This window comes from Ferrimonas marina (genome assembly GCF_900129905.1).
Taxonomy (GTDB): domain Bacteria; phylum Pseudomonadota; class Gammaproteobacteria; order Enterobacterales; family Shewanellaceae; genus Ferrimonas; species Ferrimonas marina.
On the sequence record NZ_FQXG01000009.1, the window covers coordinates 1 to 21,724 of the forward strand.

The window sequence follows — 21,724 nt, forward strand, 5'->3', positions numbered from 1 at the left end:
GGCCTGTCACGCCGGGGGTCGCGGGTTCGAGTCCCGTCCACTCCGCCATCTATAAGTCAAAAAGGCTCTGTCGAAAGACAGAGCCTTTTTGCATTTCTGGAGTTCGAAGAGTGGACGGTTCTTAGGAGTTTGATAGTTCTGCACTAACAACACTTCCATGTGAGATCCCTCCTGTCGCCATCCTTGGCTCCACCTGAGCGAACTGCGAAGCTGCGCTTCGGTTTCGCTTCGCCCCTGGTGCACCCCTCCGCTCGGCGTCCTGCCTCGCGCTCAAGCGCTGCGTTGCTGATGAGGTTCGCACTTGGTGTATTACCAACATCACCTCCATGTGGCGGTGCCCTGTCGGCGTCCTGCCTCCACCTCAGCGAACTGCGAAGCTGCGCTTCGGTTCCGCTTCGCCCGCCATTATTTGCATAAAGCCTGAGTCGGAAGACTCAGGTTTTTTTGCGTTTAAAGACTATTGAGTTGGAGTGGACGGTTCAGTGGTTCGTGTTGGTTTGGCACCAGCAACGCGATGGAGCTCACTGCCACCTCTTGAAGTATCAACCCCTCCCTGGTGTTTCCCTCCTGTCGGCTTCCATGCCTCCACCTCACCAAGCTGCAAAGCTTCGCTTTGGTCTTGGTTCGGCCATGGCAGCCGCTTCGGGCCTGCGTTGCTGATGAGGTTCGCACTTGGTGTATTACCAACAACACCTCCATGTGGCGGTGCCCTGTCGGCTTTTCATACGGCCATCCATGGCCTCCTTCAAAGTCCGGCTGCGACTCCTGTCTCCGCGTTCGAGCACTGCGTCGCTTCGCGACGGTCGCTCTCACCCTGCCTCCACCTCAGCGAACTGCGAAGCTGCGCTTCGGTTCCGCTTCGCCCGCCATCTATGAGTCAAAAGGCTCTGTCGCAAGACAGAGCCTTTTTGCATTTCTGGAGTTCGAAGAGTGGACGGTTCTTAGGAGTTTGATAGTTCTGCACTAACAACACTTCCATGTGAGCTCCCTCCTGTCGCCATCCTTGGCTCCACCTCGCCAGCTTGCGATGCTGCAGGTTGGTTCGGCTTTGTTTGATGATGGAAGATCAGCGTTCTCTTGATCTTGCCCATGGGGGAGGGGGAATTAGGCTTTACTGGGTTGGTTATCTGCTTCAAGGTGAAGTTAGGTCAATGGTGCTTTAGGAGGTTTCATGCTGCCTTTGGTTCTTTATGGCAAGGAGAGTCAGCTGAGTTACTGCATCCTCTCCAGAGTGTGTGAGCTCACCGGTGTGGCCTATTTGGAGCAGGCCTATATGGAGCAGACTGAGATAGGGCAGGGGCACTCCCCGCTCGGTGAACTGCCCATTCTGCGTTACCAGGGAACGCCTGTCTCCAGCCCAGTTGCAGCGCTGATACTGTTGGATACCCTGACCGAATCCCTGCCTTTGTTGCCGGAGGAGCCCGGTTTGCGTGCGCAGAGCATTCAATGGGTGGAGGCGCTGTTTGCAATCTATGGGGCTGGCCCGGCAGCCGGTGACGCCGTAACCCTCGAACACGCGATTCAAACCAGCTTACAGCGTTCTTCCTATCTGATTGGTAAGGGCTATAGCCTGGCTGACCTCTGTTTGCGTCAGTGCCTGCTGAAAGCGGGTCTGTCGCCACACTGGTCTGGGGAAACCAGAAACTTGCTGAAATACTGGCAAAAACGGGTTGAGAGCGAAGAGCAAAGCTTACGCCGGCGCCTCCAGGATGTGAGCCCACAGCCGGACCTGTTTCTGCCCTAGGGGTATACTGGCCCTCTGGTGCTTCACAACAATGTCATCATGCTAACGAAAATCCTATTTACCCTTTTGATTGTGGCCTCCGTGGTTTGGTTTTCCCGTCGGCGTGCTGGCATGGCCGGCGTGCAGGTGGAGCAACCCAGGGAAAATCACCGCTGGGTGCCCCTGGTAGCGGGGGCACTGCTGGCAGCGGTAGTCGCCTATGGTGGCTACGGACTGCTTCAGCAGCACCAGGTGCTGGAGGTCTCAGTGACTAATCAGCAAGGTGAAACACAGGTTTACCAGGTGAAAAGGAAAGACCTGGCTGAGCGGGCCTTTGTCACCGTAGAGGGTGTCAAAATCACTCTCAGCGATCTGGATCGTATGGTGGTACGGCAACCGGGCTGAGCCCCAGTCAAACTGTCATAATTGACCTGCCCGGTTTGTGCTTCCGGCAGGGCAGTAAAGCACAAAAAACACCCCGTTAACTGCAAAATCTGGTTGAAACCCATACAGATTTCGGTGACACATAACTGGCACCGTAATGAAATAAAACTGTCATCTAAGTTTGGCCTAATGCACTCGCCGCCAAGAAGTGCGGCCAAACAAGGAAAACAGGGTTTTTACCATGAAAAAATTTGCTGCTGGCGCTCTGGCGCTGATGTCTATGTTCACCGCTTCCAGCGCCGTTGCTGGCGAAACCATCACTGTATCTGGTTCTAACTCCATGACCAGCCTGATGGAAGTTCTGGCTGAGACTTACACCAACAAGACCGGTAACTTCGTAGAAGTTCAGGGCCCGGGTTCTTCTGCCGGTATCCGTGCAGCTAACCAAGGTACCTCTCACATCGGTATGGCTTCCCGTACTGTTGCTGACAGCGAAGTAGAAGCGGGCGTTGAGCGCATCGTTATCGCCAACGACGGTATCGCCATCGTTGTTCACCCGAGCAACAAGGTCGAGAACCTGACCACTGAGCAAGTTGCTGGTATCTACCGCGCTGAGATCACTAACTGGAGCGAAGTTGGCGGCGAGAACGCCCCGATCGTTGCCGTTACCCGTGACTCCGCTTCTGGTACTCGCGCTGGTTTCGAAGACGTTCTGTCTCTGAAGCAAACCATCAACGGTATGAAGGTTTCCGCCATCTCCCCGCGCGCCCAAGTTGCCAACGGCAACGGCATGGTTAAGACCACTTCTGGTCAGAACCCGCGCGCCATCGGTTACATCTCCCTGGGCACCGTAGACAGCAGCGTTAAGGCGCTGGACGTAAACGGTGTTGATGCTCTGGTTGCTAACGTTCAGAACGGCAGCTACCCGGTAGCACGTTCCTTCGTAGTTATGACCGGTCCGAAGACTCCTCAGTACGCTAAGGATTTCATCGACTGGATTCTGTCCGAAGAAGGTCAGGACATCGTTGCCAAGAAGGGCTACGTACCGGCCAAGTAAGGCATACACTGTCTTCTAAACCGATTCGGTTTACAGCGGGCTGCGGCAGGGGTGCTGCAGCCTGTTTGCGGGTTTTATAGGGTTGTTAAAGTTTTATGTCTGAAGTTAACGCAGCACTTCAAGCGCAAGAGACAAAGGCGGCATTGGCCAGCTCCAAGCGCCGCGATTTCGTCGAGCACGCGTTTCATGCTCTGTTTCTGCTAAGTGCATTCATTGGCGTTGCGTCAGTGATCATCATCGGCTTCTTCCTGGTGAAAGAGAGCGCAGCCTCCTTCCAGGAAGCGGGTGTTACCGGCATGGTGTTCGGTATGAACTGGCTGCCGCCGGCGCTGTACGGCATCGCGCCGATGATTGCTGGCTCCCTGATGGCCACCGCTGTTGCGGTTGTTATCGGCGTACCGGTAGGTGTCCTGACCGCCATCTTCCTGGCTGAAATCGCCCCAGAGCGATTGGTTAAGGTAATGCGTCCGGCCATCGAGCTGTTGGCGGGTATCCCGTCGGTTGTTTACGGCTTCTTCGGTCTGGTGGTGATTGTGCCGCTGATTGAAGACGTCTTCGGTGTGCCTTCCGGTGCCACCATCCTGGCCGGTGCCGTGGTGTTGGCGGTAATGATTCTGCCGACCGTGATTGCGGTATCCGAGACCTCACTGCGCGCCGTGCCGCGTCAGTACAAAGAGGGCTCTCTGGCGCTGGGTGCCTCCAAGATCTACACCATCTTCAATGTTCTGGTTCCCGCTGCACGCTCCGGCATCTTGACCGGCGTGATCCTGGGTATCGCACGTGCCGTGGGTGAGACCATGGCCATCATTATGGTGATGGGTAACACCCCGGCGATGCCGCAGGGCATTCTCGATTCCGCCCGTACCCTGACTGCCAACATCGCCCTGGAGATGTCCTACGCCACCGGTGTTCACGCCAGTGCGCTGTACGCGAGTGGTGTTGTGCTGCTGGTGTTTGTGATGCTGCTTAACGGCACCCTGATGTACCTGAACCGTGAGAAGGCCAAATAATCATGTTGACCAACGACAATAAAGACAAATTGTTGACCGGCGTGATCTGGTCCGCCGCTGTCCTGACCATGGGCTTTCTGGTCTGGATCCTGTTCTACATCGTCAGCAACGGCCTGGCCTTCGTAGACTGGAGCTTCATCACCGACAACTACACCCGTACCGGTGATGAGGAGGGGATCTGGCCGATGATCGTGGCCACGGTTTACATCGTGCTGCTGTCCATCGCCATTGCCGCGCCGATCGGCATCATGACCGCTATCTACCTGACGGAATACGCCAAGCCCGGTAGCAAGCTGGTCAAGCTGATCCGTTTCTGTACCGAGGCCCTGGCGGGTATCCCGTCCATCGTATATGGCCTGTTTGGTATGACCTTCTTTGTGGTTGCCCTGGGGCTGGGATTCTCCGTGCTCTCCGGTGGCCTGACCCTGGCAATCCTGATCCTCCCGGTGATTATTCGTACCACCGAAGAGGCGATCATTGCTGTTCCTTTGTCCTACCGTGAAGCCTCCTTTGGTCTGGGTGCCTCGCGTCTGTACACCATCTGGCGGGTGATCCTGCCGGCCGCTATGCCCGGGATCGTGACCTCACTGATCCTGTCCATCGGTCGTATCGTGGGCGAATCTGCCCCGGTATTCCTGACTGCGGGCATGGTGGCGCGGATCCCGGAGTCGGTATTCGACTCTGGCCGAACCCTGACGGTGCACCTCTACATGCTGACCACTGAACTGTACACGCAGCACGATTGGGACATGGCGTTTGCCACCGCCACCGTGCTGGTATTGGTCGTACTGGGTATTAACCTGCTGACCAAACTGATCTCCAAGAAATTCAGTAAAGCGACCTACTAAAAGACTTTTGCGGTAAATGACAATGAACACTTTTGAAATTAAAGACCTGGACCTGTACTACGGCGACAACCAAGCGCTGAAATCCATTCAACTGGCGATCCCGCAGAAGCAGGTGACCGCTTTCATCGGCCCGTCAGGCTGCGGTAAGTCCACCCTGCTGCGCGTGCTGAACCGCATGAACGACCTGATCGCCGGTGTTCGCATTGACGGCAGCGTCAAGATGGACGGTGCGGACATCTACGCCGACGTGGACGTGCGTAAGCTGCGCATGCGCTGCGGCATGGTATTCCAGAAGCCCAACCCGTTCCCGATGAGCATCTACGAGAACGTCGCTTACGGTCAGAAGGCCCAGGGCGTAAAAGACAAGAAGACCCTGGACAAGATCGTGGAAGACGCCCTGCGCGGCGCCGCCCTGTGGGATGAGGTGAAAGACCGCCTGCACAGCCACGCGTTTGGCCTGTCCGGTGGTCAGCAGCAGCGTCTGTGTATCGCCCGTACCATCGCTATGAAGCCCGACGTGATCCTGATGGATGAGCCGACCTCTGCACTGGATCCCATCGCCACCGCTCGCATTGAAGAGCTGATGGAAGATCTGCGCAAGGAGTTCACCGTGGTCATCGTGACCCACTCCATGGCCCAGGCCCGTCGTATCGCCGACAAGACCGCCTTCTTCCTGATGGGTGAACTGGTTGAGCACGGCGACACCGAGCAGATCTTTACTGCACCCCAAGACAAACGTACCCACGGTTACATTACCGGGGACTTCGGTTAACCCACCCGCAAGTCAAAGCGCCCTTCGGGGCGCTTTTTTTGTGCCTAAAGAAAAGGTTGTGACCTGCCTCTACGATCCGGCGTACAGCTGTACGCTAAACTGCGGCGAAACAAGTAGAGGAATAACACCATGGCCCTATCTCAATGCGATCAATGCCGCAGCGCCCTTCAACCCACCCTGATGGTCTGTCCGCAATGCGGCGCCGGGCAAGGGCTGGATGCCTTGGCGGGTGTCGAGCCCAAACTGTCCCTGCGTAGTCAGCGTCGCGCCAGCCGCCTGGGGATCTACCTGGGCACCTTTGGCGTGCACCAATTCTACCTGGGGAACCGTGCCCGGGGAGCGCTGTACCTGGCGCTGTGCTGGAGCCTGGTGCCTACCCTGCTGGGAGTCTGGGAGGGTCTTCGTGTGTCTCGAATGAGCCCTGAGGAGTTCTATCGTCGCTGGTGTCTGCCGCAACAGAAGGCCGCCAACATCGGGGGTTGAACCCCTGTTACTGCGATGTTGTTGATGCACAACGAGAATGAATGGTTTCTATCTTGTTTTGTGCGTTAATGCTCGGTAAACGGTGGTGATGGGCAGTGGAATTGAGTAGTATCCTTCTGGCATAAGTTCTAATAAAAACAATGCACTCTAAGAAGGAAACTGTTATGAAACTGATTCTTCGGCTGCTGGCCGGGATCTTGGCGGGCCTGCTGATTGGCCTGTATGCACCGGATGCCCTGGTGCGACTGATGCTCACCGTGAAGATGGCCCTTGGCCAGCTGATTGGCTTCGTGATTCCCTTGATCATCCTGTTCTTCATCGCCTCGGGCATTGCTAACCTGCAGGCCAATGGCGGCAAGTTGCTGGGCCGGACCGTCTCCATTGCTTACGGCTCCACCCTGACCGCGGGGATCCTGGCGTACCTGGTGGCGTCCAGCCTGGTTCCGATGCTGGTGGAGTCGCGTCCGCTGCAAGAGGTCGCGGGCAGCAGCCTGACCCCCTTCGTGGTGATCGAGGTACCGGCGCTGTTTGGGGTGATGAGCGCTCTGGCGGCCGCCTTTATCTTTGGCCTGGGGATCTCCGTTACCGGCGCCTCCAGCCTGAAGAAGGTGGTGGACGAGGGTAAAGGGATCATCGATGCGCTGCTGGCCAAGGTGATCATCCCGATGCTGCCGTTCTACATCGCTGGTGTGTTCGCGGGCTTTGGTGCCGATGGCTCGGTGTTCGAAACCCTGAAGACCTTCGGTGTGGTGCTGGTGATGGCGATCCTGATGCACTGGCTCTACATCAGCGTGCTCTACATCGTTACCGGCCTGCGCAGCGGTCGCTCGCCCTGGGCGCTGATCCGTACCATGCTGCCGGCTTACGTGACCGCCCTGGGTACCATGTCCAGTGCCGCCACCATTCCGGTCACCCTGCGCCAGGCTAAAGCCAACGGCGTGACGCCGGAGGTGGCCAACTTCTCCATCCCGCTGTTTGCCTCTATCCACCTGGCGGGTTCCACCATCACCCTGACCACTTGCTCCATCGCAGTGATGCAGATGATGCCGGACCTGGCGATCCCGGGTCTGCTGGAGATGCTGCCCTTTATCATGATGCTGGGCGTGGTGATGATCGCGGCACCGGGTGCACCGGGTGGTGCGGTGATGGCGGCGCTGGGTCTGCTGACCGCGATGCTGGGCTTTGGTGAAGCGGCGGTGGCGCTGATGATCGCTCTGTACATGGCGCAGGACAGCTTTGGTACTGCCTGTAACATTACCTGCGATGGCGCGCTCTCCATCTGGGTCGATAAGGCGGAAGCTGCCGAGGTCGCTCAGGCCAAAGCCTGATAAGAGAAAGCTCAATGAATCAACGGCCTGCCATCTGCAGGCCGTTTTTCGTTCAGGCACTATACTTGAGCCGTGATCCCGTTCACATGCCGTGTTCAAGCATTAGGATATCTAATCTTTACCCGGTTCAGGCGCGGGAAAAAATTCATTATTCCGGGCCGGTGAATTGCCGTAAAGTACGCCTGAATTTTTTGACCCCTAATGCTGAGGCAACTGTGCAGTGGACCTGACTCTTTACCTTCAATTTTTCCTGGGCCTGGTGGCGATCGTTAACCCCATCGGCCTGCTGCCGGTGTTCGTGACCCTCACCAGTCACCAAAGTGAGGTGGAGCGTCGTCGCACCGCAGCCATTGCCAATTTCGCGGTGGTGGTGATCCTGCTGGTTACCCTGATCGCAGGCCAGCTGATCCTGGATATGTTCAGCATCTCCCTGTCAGCCTTCCGTGTCGCCGGTGGCACCCTGATCGTGTTTATCGCCATGTCGATGCTGCAGGGCAAGCTCGGTGAGGTAAAGCACAACAAGGCGGAAGACCGGGAAGCGGCGGCGATGGAGTCGGTGGCCGTGGTGCCTTTGGCCTTGCCGCTGATGGCCGGTCCTGGCGCGATCAGTTCGGTGATCGTGTATGCCGCTGAGTACAACAGCTGGGTGAATATCCTGGGTATGGCTGCAGCGGTCCTGGTGTTTGGTCTAATGAGCTGGGCGATCTTCCGAATGGCTTCGGTCATCTTTAAGGTATTGGGGCAGACCGGGATCAACATTATTACCCGTATCATGGGTCTGTTGATGCTCTCCATCGGCATCGAGGTGATCTCTGCGGGGATAAAGGGCTTATTCCCAGGGGTGTAAAACAACGCGGCCGTGATGGTCGCGTTTCTTTATCCGGCTAAACCGGATTGAAGAATGGCGTGGGCCAATGGTGCCAACACCATGATGATGATGATGGCGACGCAGGTGAATTGAACCCAATGATCCTGCAGCTCCGCCAGCTGCTCCTCCCGCTCGCGGCCGTCTATATTGCGGTTGGCTTCGGTATGGCGGTATCGATACCACCAGTAGAGGTTACCGGCCACCATAACCAACATGACAATCAATAGCCGAGATTCCATGGCTGCTACTCCCTGTTGTCTTGTTACCTTTAATATACATACTCTTTACAGGGAAATGCCGGTGCAGGCGGCAGTGACTGAAATACGGCAGACTGTGCTGGGAAAAGACAATTCAGACATAAAAATGGCGCCTGTGGGCGCCATTTTCAGTCTGTGTTGGTGTTTATTCAGCCGGAGCCGGTTCCGGCACGAAGTCGTCCATCAGGATCAGACCCAGAGGCAGGCCGCCTCCCACCTCATCGCGGGCGATGGCGGTGTAAAGCATGTTCGCTTCCAGCGTCACCATCAGCGGACCGATGGCGGCGTCCTTGGTGCCAGTAGGGGTCACGGTGACCACGTAATCGCCAGCAGCCAGGGACAGACGGCCAGTTTCCATGCCGATGGGGACGCCGGTGAAGGCCGGCTCTTCGTCACTGATGTCCATGTCGGTGCCCAGGTAGATGTCGACCGGGCCGGCGGTGGGTGAGGCGTGGAACAAGCGCAGGCCCGCCTCGGTGGCGATACGGCGACGATTTTCGTCAACGACCACCCAAGGGGCGATCTCGGCCACGTTGTTGATGGCCAGCACGGTGTAGGCCATGTCCTGCTCGGCGGTGATCATGGCATCAATCACGAAGGTTCCCGGGGCTTCAGTCGGTTCTACCTGAATCTGGTAGTCGCCGGCCGGCACGTTCAGGTAATCACTGAAACCGGTGTAGGGCACATCGGTCAACGCAGTCATGCCATTAGCTAACACGTTCACGTTGGGAGCGTCCGGTGAGGCGTGCACCACACGCAGTTCAGCGCCGGCGTTCATGTCGGGGATCGACATAGTGCCTTCGGCAGACCAGGCCACCAGGGCAATGGGCGCTTCGCCGGTGACAGTGTTGGTCACCGCGGCCAGAAGCAGATCAGTGCCTGCTGCCAGGCTCAAGGTGCCGGTGTCATACACAACGTCTTTGGTACCCGCCACGGTAACGCGGGCCTGGTAGTCCCCAGCGGCGACTTCGATCAGGTCGCTGTTTTGCGTGAACTCCACGGCGGCCAGGGCCGGATCCATCATAGCGATGTCGGCCATCGGCTCGGTCAGGTAGATGTCTACCGCCGGCGCGTCAGGGCTGGCATGCAGGATCTGCAGGCGGATGTTGCCTTCACCAAACTCAGCGCGGGGACGGCTGAGCAGCAGCGGCTGCAAGGTCTCGTCTGCGACCTTACCAACGGCAATGACCGAGTATTCCATCTCCGATTCGATCAACACGTCCGGCACTTCGATAACCCGGGCGGTCATGTCGCCGGGCAACAGTGCATCGACCGCAAAGGTGTAGGCTGCCGGTTCCAGCTCTACAAAGCCAGAACCTGCGGCGTAGTCCACCGATTCCAGTGCGACAGCATCGTTGACCAGTACGTTGACCAGCGGCGCATCCGGTGAGGCGTGCAGTACGCGGACGTAGCCGGATTCAATGGGGGCAGTCGGCGGCGGGGGCGTGACGACGATGTCATCGTCATCGTCGTCACAAGCGGTCAGGGCGAGCGCGGCTAAAATAGCCACACCATATTTGGCGAAAGGTTTCATCGGTCTTCTCCGTCGTTTTGTTCGCGTTGAACAGAACGCAGGAAAAAAAACCTTGGATCACAAACGTGATTGTAATTCGAACAAATTGCCTTTTGTCATACCAAACAGGTTGTTGTGCAAACGGGCGGCAAAGTCGTCGGTCATGCCGGAGATGAAATCGGCGATAACCCGGCTGCCATGCTGGCCCTGGTGCACCTGCTGCTGCCAGCGTGACTGGGTATCCAGCGGCAGTAAACGCTCCGGATCGGAGCTGAAGGCTTCGAACAGTTCCATCACCACTTGCTGACCCTTGTACTCCAGCAGTTGCACCTCGGGCTTACGGATCACATTGCGGAACACGAACTGCTTGAGTACCTGCAACAAGCCTTGATGTCGGGGAGCCAGGCGAGCACGAAAACCAAACAGCGGGTCCGGATGTTCCAAGTTGTCCGTTAGCTCCACCGAGGTGATCAGGGCGTTGACCAGGGTTCCGATGGCGTCCTTGCGTCGATAGTGATGGCGGCAGAACAGGTCGTCGCTAAGCTGACTCAGTTGCGCCGGGGTAAAGGGGCTTTCCTGCTGGGTCAGCGGGCTAACCACCTCCGCCTGCCAGGTGTCGCGATGGACAATCCCCAGCACGATGGCGTCCTCCAGGTCATGCACTGAATAGGCGATGTCATCAGCCAGCTCCATGATGGAGCAGTCCAGTGAGCAGTGCAGCGGACGGCGGTGGGGTTCGCCGGGCTCGCTGGCCTGGAAGGCTTGGCGCGCTTCAGCCGCCAGTGGGGTTAGTACCCACTCCAGTGCCTCTTTGTCGTCGTCGTAGATCGCCTTGGCGGGCACCCAGTCCTGGGCTTTGAGCTGACGATAGGAGGCGACCGGTGCAGGGGGCGTCGCCTCGGCAACCTGACGGTGGCAGACCGGGTATTTGAGTACGCCCAGCAGGGTGCGACGGCTGAGGTTCATGCCCGCCGTTTGGGTGTAGGGCTCCAGCCGGGTCAGGATGCGGAAGGTCTGGCCATTGCCTTCAAAACCCCCGTGCTCACGCATCATGTAGTTCAGCGCCACCTCACCGCCGTGACCGAACGGGGGGTGGCCGATGTCGTGGGCCAGGCAGAGGGCTTCGATCAGGTGATCATCCAGCACCGAGGCGAGCTGCGGGTATTTTTGCCTCAGTTGGGCATTGAGACCGGTTCCGATCTGCGCCGCTTCGATGGAGTGGGTCAGGCGGGTACGGTAGAAGTCGTTCATACCGACGCCAAGCACCTGGGTCTTGGACTGCAGCCGTCGAAAGGCGGCGGAGTGCAGCACCCGGGCCTTATCGCGCTGATACGGGCTGCGCTGATCGGCACTGCGGTGCTTGTTTTCCTGGTAGGGGCGTTGCTGCCACAGATCCTGTTCTTCTTTCATAACTGCCTCAAAATTCAGTTACTTAACTTCAGTGTGGTTCAGCAACACCGGTGTGGTCAAGTGGGCTTGGCCAGGCTGTCCAGGGTGGCACCACAGGAGGCCATGAACACATCAAGGAAGTAGGCCACCTCGGGCAGCTGGCGCAGCTCAGCCAGCTTGGGATCCAGCTTCTCGACCACGTGTTCGAATTCGTGGTTGTGATGGGCCAGCTCCTCTTTTGCCTTGAGGTAGGCACAGATCACGTCCGCAGCCTTCACCAGCCGAGCGTATTCGGGGTCCACCCGGGACTGGATCAGCAGCTCGGCGAAGTCCTGTTGCAGCTCCTTCGGCAGACTGGCGAGGCATTGCTGCTCTGCCGCCGCTTCCAGCTCCTTAAACTCTTTGGTGATCTGAGGGTTGGAGTACTTAACCGGGCTGACAATGTCGCCCAGTCGGGTCTCCGAACACTCGTGATAGAGTGCCAGGGTGGCCGCCCGGTCCGGATTGTAGTTACCGCCATACAGGCGGTTGGCGATCACCGCTAACAGGTGGGCAACGATGGCCACCTGATGGCTGTGCTCTGCCACGTTCTCCGGTTTGACGCAGTGCATCAGGCTCCAGCGCCGGATCAGCGGCATCCGGAACAGCCAGGCGAGGAAGGTGCTGGAGGGGGTAGCCATGGGTGTCTCCTACTGACGGTAGCGGTGAAGGAAGTGCTCGAACTTGTCCATGGCGCGGTCCAGATCCTCAAGGTGGGGTAGGAACACGATGCGCAGGTGGTCCGGTTCGGGCCAGTTGAAGGCGGTGCCCTGGACCAGCAGGATTTTTTCCTGCATCAACAGGTCCAGCACCAGTTTCTCGTCATCCACCAGGTTGAAGCGTTTGACGTCCAGCTTGGGGAAGGCGTACATCGCCCCCTTGGGCTGCTTGCAGCTGACCCCGTCGATGGCGTTGAGTCGCTCCACCACCAGATCACGCTGCTGGCACAGACGTCCGGTGGGCAGCAGCAGCTCGTTGATGCTTTGGTAGCCCCCCAAGGCGGTCTGGATGGCGTGCTGCATCGGCACATTGGCGCACAGCCGCATGGAGGCGAGCATCTCCAGCCCTTCGATGTAGTTGTGGGCCCGACTGCGATCGCCGGAAAGCATCATCCAGCCGGAGCGAAAACCGGCGGCACGGTAGGCCTTGGACAAGCCGTTGAAGGTGATGATGAACAGATCCTCCGCCAGGGAAGCGGTGGGGATGTGCTCGGCCTCATCGTACAGCACCTTGTCGTAGATCTCGTCGGAGAACACGATGAGGTTGTGCTCGCGGGCGATCTGAAGCAGCTCCAGCAGCATCTCTTTGCTGTAGACGGCGCCGGTGGGGTTGTTGGGGTTGATGATCACCAAGCCACGGGTTTGCGGGGTGATCTTGCGGCGGATGTCGTCCAGATCCGGCATCCAGTCCGCTTCTTCGTCGCACAGGTAGTGCCGTGCGGTGCCACCCCCTAGGTGCACGGCGGCGGTCCACAGCGGGTAGTCCGGCGCCGGTACCAGGATCTCATCGCCGTTGTTGAGCAGGCCCTGCATCGCCATCACGATAAGCTCAGAGACGCCGTTGCCGATGTAGATGTCGTCCACATCGACGTCACGGATGCCGTGGGGTTGGTAGTGCTGCATCACCGCTTTACGGGCGGAGAACAGGCCGTGGGACTCGCAGTAGCCCTGGCTTTCCGGCAGGTTGTGGATCACATCGCGGATGATCTCCTCCGGTGCCTCGAAGCCAAACGGCGCGGGGTTGCCGATGTTGAGTTTGAGCACCCGATGTCCCTCCTCCTCCAGCCGTTTCGCTTCCCGGGCGACCGGCCCACGAATGTCGTAACACACGGAGTTGAGTTTGTTGGATTTATTGATTGGGTGCATGGTTGTCCTTACGGCGATAAAAGGGCAAAGGGGACTTTGCAACATAGCGAAAAGTAAGGAAACAGGGAAGGGGGAGTTGGCGTCAAAGCCGCAACAAACCGGCCCTTAAGCGGGGTTTGATTCGGGTTTGGGGGTGGCTTTGGTGGGGGGAGTCGAACGAGGAGAAGCGGGTAACAAAAAAGGACCCGATATGGGTCCTTTTTCAGCGACGATGCGGTGGGCGTTTAGCCCTCCAGCTCGGCCAGGCACATCTCTTCGTAAATCTGCTTAACCCAGGCGTCTACGCGCTGCTCGGTCAGCTCCGGCTGACGGTCTTCGTCGATGCCCAGACCGATAAAGGTGTTGTCGTCTACCAGTGCCTTGGAGGCTTCAAATTCAAACCCTTCGGTGCTGGTGTGGCCAACGATGATGGCACCGCGCTCCTGCACGATGTCACCCAGCTGGCCCATGGCGTCGAGGAAGTACTCGGCGTAGTCCTCTTGGTCGCCACAACCGAAGATGGCCACCAGCTTGTCGGTGAAGTCCAGTTGCTCCAGCTCGGGGAAGAAGTCATCCCAGTCGCACTGGGCTTCGCCGTAATACCAAGTGGGGATACCGAACAGCAGCAGACTGAATTCGGCGATCTCCTCTTTACTGCTCTTGGCGATGTCCTTGACGTCGACCAGTTGTCCAAGTTTCTTCTGGATCATTTTGGCTACGGCTTCGGTGTTGCCGGTGTCGCTGCCAAAGAACAGACCTACGCTTGCCATTCGCTTACCTATATCTGTTGGTGAATACCTGCACCCGCTTATTGGTGCTCCGAGTCGACGTCAAACTGCGCTTGCAGGATCGACTCAATCAATTGACTGCGGGTGATGTTACTTTCCAGGGCTTTGTCATTCAAGGCGTTGTACAGCTCTTCAGAGACCTTGAACTCAATGCGTTTCAGCCCTTTCGATCTATCTCTCAGTATTTGATTTCGTTTGTTGACGCGCAACTGTTGTTCGCGAGGCAGCGGGTTGGTGCGGGGACGTCCGCGCCGCTTCTCTGAGGCGAACATATCCAGTGTGGTTCTGTCGCTTTTTTCGATGGCCATTATTTTAATGCACTAGCCGATCCCGCTTCCCTCCCAAAAGAGTTGGATCACCCCTTTGGCGACGAAGCCGGCACAGCCTAAAAACAGTACTAACCAGACGATAAAGCGGCCAAAAGCGGGCACTTTACCCTGTTTCAACACGTCCCTGATGGACATCCCGATCAAGAAAAAGATCGAGGCAAAGAACAGGTTCAAAGCCAGCGCTTCGATCTGCTCAAATTGACCGTTGATCATGACACTACCTTCCTGGCTGATCGTGGCGGCGCACTATATCACAGGCCCGGGGGGGCCGCTACGACCGGGGTGTGTGCTTGAAAAAAATCGCTGGCGTGGCGATTGAAGGCCTCGGCCTTCTGGCTGTGCAGCCAGTGACCAGCCCCGGCAATGATTCGAGCCTTGGCCCGGGGAAAGCGTCGCTGGATCCCCGCCTGGTGCTCGGTGGTGAGGTAGTCTGACAGCGCGCCCTTGACGAACAGTGTGGGCCCTTCAAACGGCGGCTGGTCAGGAATGGCTGCGATCAGCTGCGGATAGCAGCGGCGGATGGCATCGATGCGGATCTTCAGCTCAAAGCCGCCCTGTGGCCGGGAGACTAGGTTCTTGGCCAAAAAAGCGGTGGTGGCGCTGTCGATCCCCAGCGCGGTCAGCGCTTGCTGAGCCTGGCTGCGATTGCTCAGGTTGGCCGGGTCGAGCTCGGCCAAAGCGGCCAGGATGGTGTCATGACGACGGTGATAGCCCTCCGGGGCGATATCTGCCACCAGCAGGGCCCAGCAGCGGTTGGGGTTTGCCTGCGCGTAGGTCATTGCCACCTTACCGCCCAGGCTGTGGCCCAGCAGGCCCCACTGCTCGATCCCCAGTTGTTGTCGCAGCGCTTCCAGATCGGCGGCCATCTCGGCAAAGCTCATGGAGGATTGCTCGGCTTGGCCATCGTGGTTACGCAGGCTGACCCGCAGGGTCTGGAATCCGGCGGCCTGCAGTGCCCGGGCACAGGCATTGAGGTTGTTCAGATCCCCGAACAACCCGTGTATCAGCACGATACAGGGGCCTTGGCCGTCCAGCTGGTAATGCATACTCCTACTCCTTGGGGTGAGAACCGGCGCGCATTGTCGCAATCGCTCAACCGCCATTGCAAGTTTGGGCATGGTGGTCGGTCGGGGCTGGCGATATAATGGCGCTGATTTAGTACGGAAAACTGAAACCAGAGACCCTATGAAATACATTGAGATCGATGATGAGTTGTACCAGCACATTGCCAGCAACACCCAACGGATTGGCGAGAGCGCATCCGATATCCTGCGCCGCTTGCTGGGCCTGACCGTACAAGCTGAGGTGCCGGCGGCACCGAAGACCATCAGCGAACCGAGCCTGGAGCCCAAGGCCGTCGCGGAGCCGACCGCCCCTGTGCGTACCAGCGCTCCGGTACGCTCCGCCGTAGCGGAAGCCGGTGTCTTCGAGGAGCTGCTGGTGGATGATCTGCTGGACAAGCAGAAGGGCGCGGTGGGTCGCTTTATCTACCTGCTGGACAGCGTCTATCGCCAGTACCCGAGTCAGTTTGACCGGGTGCTGCAGATCCGCGGTCGTGACCGTCTCTACTTCTCCAACGGCAAAGAAGCCCTGCTCAAGGCCAGCAAAACCGCCAACCCCAAGCAGATTGGCAGCAGCCCATACTGGGTGTCCGCAAACAACAACACCAAGAAAAAACAGACTATTCTGGAAGAAGTGTTGAAAGAGATGGGTTGCCAGGCAGAGCTGGCAGCGCAGATCGCTCAGCGAATCTGAAGCCATCAAGGAAGAGAGTGGTCGCTCATGAGCATGCATCCCCGCGCCGGGCAACCGGCACAATCGCAGGATCTGGTGGACATTCCCCATCTGATCAGCTGCTACTACACCCTCAGCCCACGGGCGGATAAGGCGTCGGAACAGGTCAGCTTCGGTACCTCTGGTCACCGCGGCTCGGCCCTGAAGCGCAGCTTCAACCAGTGCCATATCCACGCCATCGTTCAGGCGGTGGTGGACTACCGTCAGCAGGCGGGGATCCATGGTCCGCTGATCCTGGGCTTTGACACTCACGCCCTGAGTCAGCCCGCCTTCTACTCGGCGCTGGAGGTGCTAACGGCCAATGGTGTCGCGGTACAGGTCCAGCGCGACCGGGGCTTTTTGCCCACGCCGGTGCTGTCCTACAACGTTATCGAACACAATCGCCAAGCCGAGGCCCAGGCCGATGGCCTGATCCTGACCCCAAGCCACAATCCACCGCAGGATGGCGGCATCAAGTACAACCCACCCCACGGTGGGCCGGCGGACACCCAGATCACCGACTTTATCGCCGAGCGGGCCAATCGCTACCTGGCTGATAACCTGCACGGGGTGCGTCGCATTGGCATGGATGTGGCCAAGGCCACCGGGCTGATCGAAGAGTGCGACCTGATTGGCCGCTACATCGAGGGGCTGGCCAAGGTGGTGGATCTGGACGCCATCCGTAAGGCCGGCCTGCGCCTTGGAGTCGACCCCATGGGCGGCGCGGCGGTTTCAGTCTGGTCTCGCATCGCCCAGCGCTATGAACTGGATCTGACGGTGACCAATGATCGGGTCGATGCGGCCTTTGGCTTTATGGCACTGGATAAGGACGGCGCCATTCGGATGGATTGCTCCTCGGCCGCGGCAATGAGCCCGCTGCTGGCACTGAAGGAGCGCTTCGACCTGGCTCTGGCCAATGATCCGGACGCTGACCGTCACGGCATCGTCTGCCAGGATGGCGGGTTGATGAACCCCAACCACTTCCTGGCCGTGGCCATCAACTACCTGCTGGGCCATCGCCCCCACTGGCAACCCGAGTGGGCCGTGGGCAAGACCCTGGTGTCCAGCGCCATGATCGATAAGGTGGTGTCTCGCCACCAGCGCACCTTGATGGAGGTGCCAGTGGGCTTCAAATGGTTCGTTGACGGTATGAGCCGGGGCGAGCTGGCGTTTGGCGGCGAGGAGAGCGCCGGTGCAAGTTTCCTGGATCAGCAGGGGCACGCCTTCTCCACCGACAAGGACGGCTTTATCCTGTGCATGCTGGCGGCGGAGATCCTGGCGGTGACCGGGAAGTCCCCGGCAGCCCACTACCGCGCACTGGAAGCAGACTTTGGTACTCACCACTACCGCCGCATCGATGCCCCGGCCAATGACAAGGTCAAGCAAGCGCTGAAGCAGCTCAATGCCGACGCTGTGCGCAGCGATGTGCTGGCCGGCGAGCCCATTACGGCGGTCATGACTCATGCGCCGGGTAATGGCGCTGCCATCGGCGGGGTAAAGGTGTGTGCTGAGCATGGCTGGTTTGCTGCTCGCCCCTCCGGTACCGAGGCGATCTACAAGATCTATGCGGAAAGCAGCCTGAGTGAGGCGCACCTGGAACAGTTGTTGGCGGACGCCCAGCAGTTGGTGGACCAGGTAACCCAGGGATAAGCCCGTTCACTCTGTTAAAGCCCCGCCTTGTGCGGGGTTTTTTGTACATATGTATCAAATTTACCTCTTTTTCTTTTCCTGCTCGCTGTGCAGTTATTCGCCGTTTATGCCGGTTCTGTCAGGGCAATCTGCTGGGCTGGGTGTGAACCGTGGGGTTTACACGGCAAGATTCGTGGCGAGCTGAGATTACGAGAATATTATCCAAGTGTAATCAAGGCGTTGGTGTGTTGATGCAGTTTGCATCAACGGATAATCTCAATGCATGGCCTGGGCAGGAATCCCGGGCATTACCCGTATTCACTCAGTCGGGGGACAGGGATGACAATGCGCCGAACTCATGTGTTTTTCAGCACGCCAAATTTGCTGATCCGAAGCTGCGCCGAGGAAGACATCGGCTGGCTGGGGGCTTTGCTGTCTCATGCCGATCCGGATGCCACCCAGCGTTTGATGACCCTGTTTGAAACCCAGAACCTCCAGACCATGAGCGATCGCCTACTGGATCTGCCGGCGGGAGCCTACCTGTTGGTGGCACTGGGGCAGGGGGGAGACCCTATCGGCGCGCTGTTCAGCTGGCCTTGTACCGCATCTCGCTTTCAGATCGAGATGATATTGGAACCGGAACAGCGCGGCCGCGGCCTGGGCAGCGAGTTTTTGCGAGCCTGGAGTCATCAGTTTCAACAGCACCATGGCACCACCTCACTGCAGATTGTGGTGCCCCAAGGTTTCCCCTGTGAAAGCTCCCTGTTCACCAGCGTGGGCTTTGTCTGCTGCGGAGAAGTCGATGGACACAAGGTGGTGGAGCTGGCAGCCGCTTGCCCCTCACCGGCCATGGCAGACTGATCCCAACCGGCTAACGATTTGGCCGACACCTGGCAGGCTCGCCCCTGCACAAACCTCATGAATTTCCCCGCCATACCCGTTACACTTCGCCGCCAAAGCAGCAAGTAGAGGAGGTGCCATGGCACTGCAATGGTTTCCGGGCCACATGAACAAAGCCCGGCGGGAGATCAAAGAGGTGATGCCGCAGATGGACGTCATCATCGAGGTGCTTGATGCACGGGTGCCCTTCAGCAGTGAAAACCCCATGGTGGCCAAGCTCCGTGGCGATAAGCCGGTGATCAAGATCCTCAACAAGGCGGATCTGGCCGATGCCGAGATGACCGAAAGCTGGATGAGTTACCTGGAGCAGGAGCAGGGGGTTAAGACCCTGGCTTTTGACCAGGACAAGGCCAGTCAGGTGCACAAGATCGTTGAGCTGTGCCACAAGATGGTGCCCAACAAGGTGGGCCAGGATAAACAGATCAAGGCGATGATCATGGGGATCCCCAACGTGGGCAAGTCTACCCTGATCAACACCCTGGCCAAGCGCGTGGTGGCCAAGACCGGTAACGAGCCGGCGGTCACTAAGGCACAGCAGCGGATCAAGCTGGAGCAGGGGATCATGCTCTATGACACCCCGGGAATGCTGTGGCCGAAGCTGGAGAACGAGCACTACGGCTACCGCCTGGCGGCGATTGCGGCCATTCGCGACACCGTGGTGGACTATGAAGACCTCGGCAGCTACGTCTCCGAGTACCTGATGCAGGCTTACCCAGACCGCCTGATGGAGCGCTACAAGCTGGATGCGTTGCCGGAAGAGGATTGGCAGTTTATGGAGGCGGCCGGTCGTAAGCGTGGCTGCGTCCGCTCGGGCAACCAGGTGGACTACGCCAAGTTTGGCAGCCTGCTGATCAACGAATTGCGCAGTGGCATTCTGGGGGGGATTACCCTGGAGACGCCGGAGATGCGGGATAAGGAGATGGCCGAGCTGGAGATCGCCCGGGCCAAGGCCGAGGCGGAGAAAGCGGCCAAGCTGGAGCAAAAGAACAAGGGCTCGCGCAAGCGCTAAGTCGATGAGTTCAAACAAAACCGGGCCTGGCCCGGTTTTTTTGTGTCTGTCGCTGGTTAGTAGAAGGGCAGGTGGCAGCTGGGCTGCTCGTTCTTGGCCAGGTAGTTTTGGTGGTACTCCTCCGCCAGCCAGAAGCGTTGCGCCGGAGCGATCTCGGTGACGATGGTCTTACCCGCCCAATACCCCTGCTGTCCCGCCTGCTGCTTGGAGCGCTCCGCCTCCGCTTGCTGTTCTGGTGAGTGGAAGAAGATCACGCTGCGGTACTGACTGCCCACATCCACGCCCTGACGGTGCAAGGTGGTGGGGTTGTGATGCTGCCAAAATACCTCCAACAGCTGCTCGAAGCTGACCTGCTGCGGGTCAAACTGGATCTGCACCACCTCCGCATGGCCGGTCTCGCCGGTTTTCACCTGTTGGTAACTAGGCTGGTCAAGGTGGCCGCCCATGTAGCCACACAGCACCTCTTCGACGCCTTCGATCTGTCTAAGAAAGTGTTCAACGCCCCAGAAACAGCCGGCGCCCAAGGTTGCAATGGCCATAGTTACCTCTAGATGTTTGGATGTCTAAATGTCTATACGGCGACTTTACGGTATTGCCGGAGAAATGACAACCCGGGGTAGCGCATCCTTTACCGGCATGTTGCTACAATGGCGCCAGCATTGATGTAAAGGAGATAAACGTGCTGCAAAAGGAGCAAGACCTGCTGGCGATGACCCTGGCTTCACCGGGAAAACTGGATCAGCCTGAGCGCTTTACCCTGGCGGATGATGTGACCGTCAGTGTCGATGGCGTGGGCATCGTGCGGTTTGAGCCAGCCCAGCCCAGTGAACTGGACCTGGTACTGTCTGCCGGAGTGCATGGCAATGAGACCGCCCCGATTGAGCTGGTCAATACGCTGGTGCAGGGGATATTGCAGGGGGCGATCCGCTGTCGCTGTCGATTGCTGGTGCTGCTCGGTAACCCCCACGCTATGGTCGCCGGGCAACGGGAGCTGGAGCATAACCTCAATCGTCTGTTCAGCGGCGCTCATCGGGATTACCAGGGCAGCGAAGCTGACCGAGCCGAAGAGCTGGAGCAGGCGGTCAGCGACTTCTTTGCAATACGCGCTGGCCGTCGCTGTCACTACGACTTGCACACCGCCATCCGCGCCTCGCAGCGCGAGAAGTTTGCCATCTATCCCTACCGTCATGGCCGGCCCTGGAAGCGTGAGCAGATCGGCTTTTTAGGGGCGGCAGGGGTGGACACCATCCTGCTGTCACACGATCCGACCCACACCTTCAGTTACTTCAGCTCCGACCGTTTTGGTGCCGATGCCTTCACCGTGGAACTGGGTCGGGTACGCCCCTTCGGTCAGAACGACCCCAGCCGCCTGAGTGCGCTCAAGGCCCAGCTGACGGCGCTGATCGAAGACCGGCCGGTCTCCTATCTGCCCCAGGAGCAGGTCACGGTGTTTGATGTGGCGCAGGTGATCAACAAGGGCAGTGACGCCTTTACTCTCTGTTTTCCCGACGATGCGGCCAATTTTACCGCCTTTGAGCCGGGCACCGTGTTGGCCCAGGACGGCGGGCGCGCGGTCCGGGTGGGGGCTCAGCCGGAAGCCATTGTGTTTCCCAACGCCAAGGTGGCGGTGGGGCAGCGCGCCTGCCTGACCGTGGTGCCGGTGGGGCCGGAACAGCCATTCGAATAGGCCACATGTAAATCCGACGATACACTCCCGCTTGGGCGATCGACCCGGCACCGGGTTGTCATATTGTTCTGTCGTTTACGTAAAGGTAACTTGG

The 21,724-nt window shown here is 58.6% G+C and carries 24 protein-coding genes; 14 read left to right on the forward strand and 10 right to left on the reverse strand.

Annotation, left to right across the window (positions count from 1 at the left end; genetic code table 11):
- Positions 1-1,171 precede the first annotated feature (1,171 nt).
- The 9 genes from BUC04_RS19505 (at position 1,172) to BUC04_RS19545 (ending at position 8,452) form a co-directional block, all read left to right on the forward strand.
- On the forward strand, positions 1,172-1,744 hold the full coding sequence (locus tag BUC04_RS19505) for a glutathione S-transferase family protein (protein ID WP_067665983.1): 573 nt from the start codon (positions 1,172-1,174) through the stop codon (positions 1,742-1,744).
- 81 nt (positions 1,745-1,825) lie between these two features.
- A complete protein-coding gene (locus BUC04_RS19510; protein ID WP_143165802.1) occupies positions 1,826-2,128 on the forward strand; it encodes a hypothetical protein in 303 nt (100 codons plus the stop codon).
- A gap of 220 nt (positions 2,129-2,348) precedes the next feature.
- Entirely contained in the window at positions 2,349-3,164 is an 816-nt protein-coding gene (locus BUC04_RS19515; protein WP_067665978.1) for a phosphate ABC transporter substrate-binding protein, read from the forward strand.
- Between the two features lie 95 nt (positions 3,165-3,259).
- On the forward strand, positions 3,260-4,174 hold the full coding sequence (gene pstC, locus BUC04_RS19520; RefSeq protein ID WP_067665976.1) for a phosphate ABC transporter permease subunit PstC: 915 nt from the start codon (positions 3,260-3,262) through the stop codon (positions 4,172-4,174).
- Between the two features lie 2 nt (positions 4,175-4,176).
- Positions 4,177-5,022, forward strand: a complete 846-nt coding sequence (pstA, locus tag BUC04_RS19525; RefSeq protein WP_067665975.1) for a phosphate ABC transporter permease PstA — start codon at positions 4,177-4,179, stop codon at positions 5,020-5,022.
- Positions 5,023-5,044: 22 nt separating this feature from the next.
- Positions 5,045-5,794, forward strand: coding sequence for a phosphate ABC transporter ATP-binding protein PstB (gene pstB, locus BUC04_RS19530; protein ID WP_067665973.1), 750 nt, complete (start codon positions 5,045-5,047; stop codon positions 5,792-5,794).
- 129 nt (positions 5,795-5,923) lie between these two features.
- Positions 5,924-6,277 carry a TM2 domain-containing protein gene (locus BUC04_RS19535; protein WP_067665971.1) on the forward strand — a complete coding sequence of 118 codons (354 nt, stop codon included), beginning with the start codon at positions 5,924-5,926 and terminating at the stop codon, positions 6,275-6,277.
- 164 nt (positions 6,278-6,441) lie between these two features.
- The gene (locus tag BUC04_RS19540) at positions 6,442-7,605 is read left to right on the forward strand and encodes a dicarboxylate/amino acid:cation symporter (RefSeq protein WP_067665969.1); all 1,164 of its coding nucleotides are present in this window, start codon (positions 6,442-6,444) and stop codon (positions 7,603-7,605) included.
- Between the two features lie 220 nt (positions 7,606-7,825).
- Positions 7,826-8,452: a YchE family NAAT transporter gene (locus tag BUC04_RS19545; RefSeq protein ID WP_067665967.1), complete on the forward strand. Its 627-nt coding sequence runs from the start codon at positions 7,826-7,828 to the stop codon at positions 8,450-8,452.
- A gap of 29 nt (positions 8,453-8,481) precedes the next feature.
- Here BUC04_RS19545 and BUC04_RS19550 read toward each other — a convergent pair whose 3' ends face one another.
- From BUC04_RS19550 to BUC04_RS19590, 9 genes are all read right to left on the reverse strand, one after another.
- Positions 8,482-8,712 (reverse strand): hypothetical protein, encoded by a 231-nt coding sequence (locus BUC04_RS19550; RefSeq protein ID WP_143165803.1) that lies wholly within the window; start codon positions 8,710-8,712, stop codon positions 8,482-8,484.
- A gap of 163 nt (positions 8,713-8,875) precedes the next feature.
- Positions 8,876-10,264, reverse strand: coding sequence for a DUF4397 domain-containing protein (locus BUC04_RS19555; RefSeq protein ID WP_067665962.1), 1,389 nt, complete (start codon positions 10,262-10,264; stop codon positions 8,876-8,878).
- A 57-nt stretch (positions 10,265-10,321) separates the two neighbouring features.
- On the reverse strand, positions 10,322-11,653 hold the full coding sequence (locus BUC04_RS19560) for an anti-phage deoxyguanosine triphosphatase (RefSeq protein WP_067665959.1): 1,332 nt from the start codon (positions 11,651-11,653) through the stop codon (positions 10,322-10,324).
- 56 nt (positions 11,654-11,709) lie between these two features.
- On the reverse strand, positions 11,710-12,312 hold the full coding sequence (yfbR, locus tag BUC04_RS19565) for a 5'-deoxynucleotidase (RefSeq protein WP_067665956.1): 603 nt from the start codon (positions 12,310-12,312) through the stop codon (positions 11,710-11,712).
- Positions 12,313-12,321: 9 nt separating this feature from the next.
- A complete protein-coding gene (locus BUC04_RS19570) occupies positions 12,322-13,536 on the reverse strand; it encodes a pyridoxal phosphate-dependent aminotransferase (RefSeq protein WP_067665953.1) in 1,215 nt (404 codons plus the stop codon).
- 224 nt (positions 13,537-13,760) lie between these two features.
- Positions 13,761-14,285, reverse strand: a complete 525-nt coding sequence (gene fldA / locus BUC04_RS19575; RefSeq protein ID WP_067665950.1) for a flavodoxin FldA — start codon at positions 14,283-14,285, stop codon at positions 13,761-13,763.
- 38 nt (positions 14,286-14,323) lie between these two features.
- Positions 14,324-14,611 carry a LexA regulated protein gene (gene ybfE / locus BUC04_RS19580; protein ID WP_067665947.1) on the reverse strand — a complete coding sequence of 96 codons (288 nt, stop codon included), beginning with the start codon at positions 14,609-14,611 and terminating at the stop codon, positions 14,324-14,326.
- A 12-nt stretch (positions 14,612-14,623) separates the two neighbouring features.
- Positions 14,624-14,845 (reverse strand): DUF2788 domain-containing protein, encoded by a 222-nt coding sequence (locus BUC04_RS19585; RefSeq protein ID WP_067665944.1) that lies wholly within the window; start codon positions 14,843-14,845, stop codon positions 14,624-14,626.
- Positions 14,846-14,883: 38 nt separating this feature from the next.
- Positions 14,884-15,678: an alpha/beta fold hydrolase gene (locus tag BUC04_RS19590; protein WP_067665942.1), complete on the reverse strand. Its 795-nt coding sequence runs from the start codon at positions 15,676-15,678 to the stop codon at positions 14,884-14,886.
- 139 nt (positions 15,679-15,817) lie between these two features.
- Between BUC04_RS19590 and seqA the strand changes: the two genes are divergently transcribed.
- From seqA to ylqF, 4 genes are all read left to right on the forward strand, one after another.
- Positions 15,818-16,387 (forward strand): replication initiation negative regulator SeqA, encoded by a 570-nt coding sequence (gene seqA / locus BUC04_RS19595; protein ID WP_067665939.1) that lies wholly within the window; start codon positions 15,818-15,820, stop codon positions 16,385-16,387.
- 27 nt (positions 16,388-16,414) lie between these two features.
- A complete protein-coding gene (pgm, locus tag BUC04_RS19600) occupies positions 16,415-18,055 on the forward strand; it encodes a phosphoglucomutase (alpha-D-glucose-1,6-bisphosphate-dependent) (protein WP_067665936.1) in 1,641 nt (546 codons plus the stop codon).
- A 324-nt stretch (positions 18,056-18,379) separates the two neighbouring features.
- Positions 18,380-18,895 (forward strand): GNAT family N-acetyltransferase, encoded by a 516-nt coding sequence (locus BUC04_RS19605; protein WP_143165804.1) that lies wholly within the window; start codon positions 18,380-18,382, stop codon positions 18,893-18,895.
- Positions 18,896-19,013: 118 nt separating this feature from the next.
- Positions 19,014-19,943 carry a ribosome biogenesis GTPase YlqF gene (gene ylqF, locus BUC04_RS19610; protein WP_067665930.1) on the forward strand — a complete coding sequence of 310 codons (930 nt, stop codon included), beginning with the start codon at positions 19,014-19,016 and terminating at the stop codon, positions 19,941-19,943.
- A gap of 56 nt (positions 19,944-19,999) precedes the next feature.
- Here the strand turns inward: ylqF and msrA are convergent, their stop codons facing one another.
- Entirely contained in the window at positions 20,000-20,482 is a 483-nt protein-coding gene (gene msrA, locus BUC04_RS19615; RefSeq protein ID WP_067665927.1) for a peptide-methionine (S)-S-oxide reductase MsrA, read from the reverse strand.
- 140 nt (positions 20,483-20,622) lie between these two features.
- Between msrA and astE the strand changes: the two genes are divergently transcribed.
- Positions 20,623-21,630 carry a succinylglutamate desuccinylase gene (astE, locus tag BUC04_RS19620; protein WP_073326103.1) on the forward strand — a complete coding sequence of 336 codons (1,008 nt, stop codon included), beginning with the start codon at positions 20,623-20,625 and terminating at the stop codon, positions 21,628-21,630.
- The last annotated feature ends 94 nt before the right edge of the window (positions 21,631-21,724 follow it).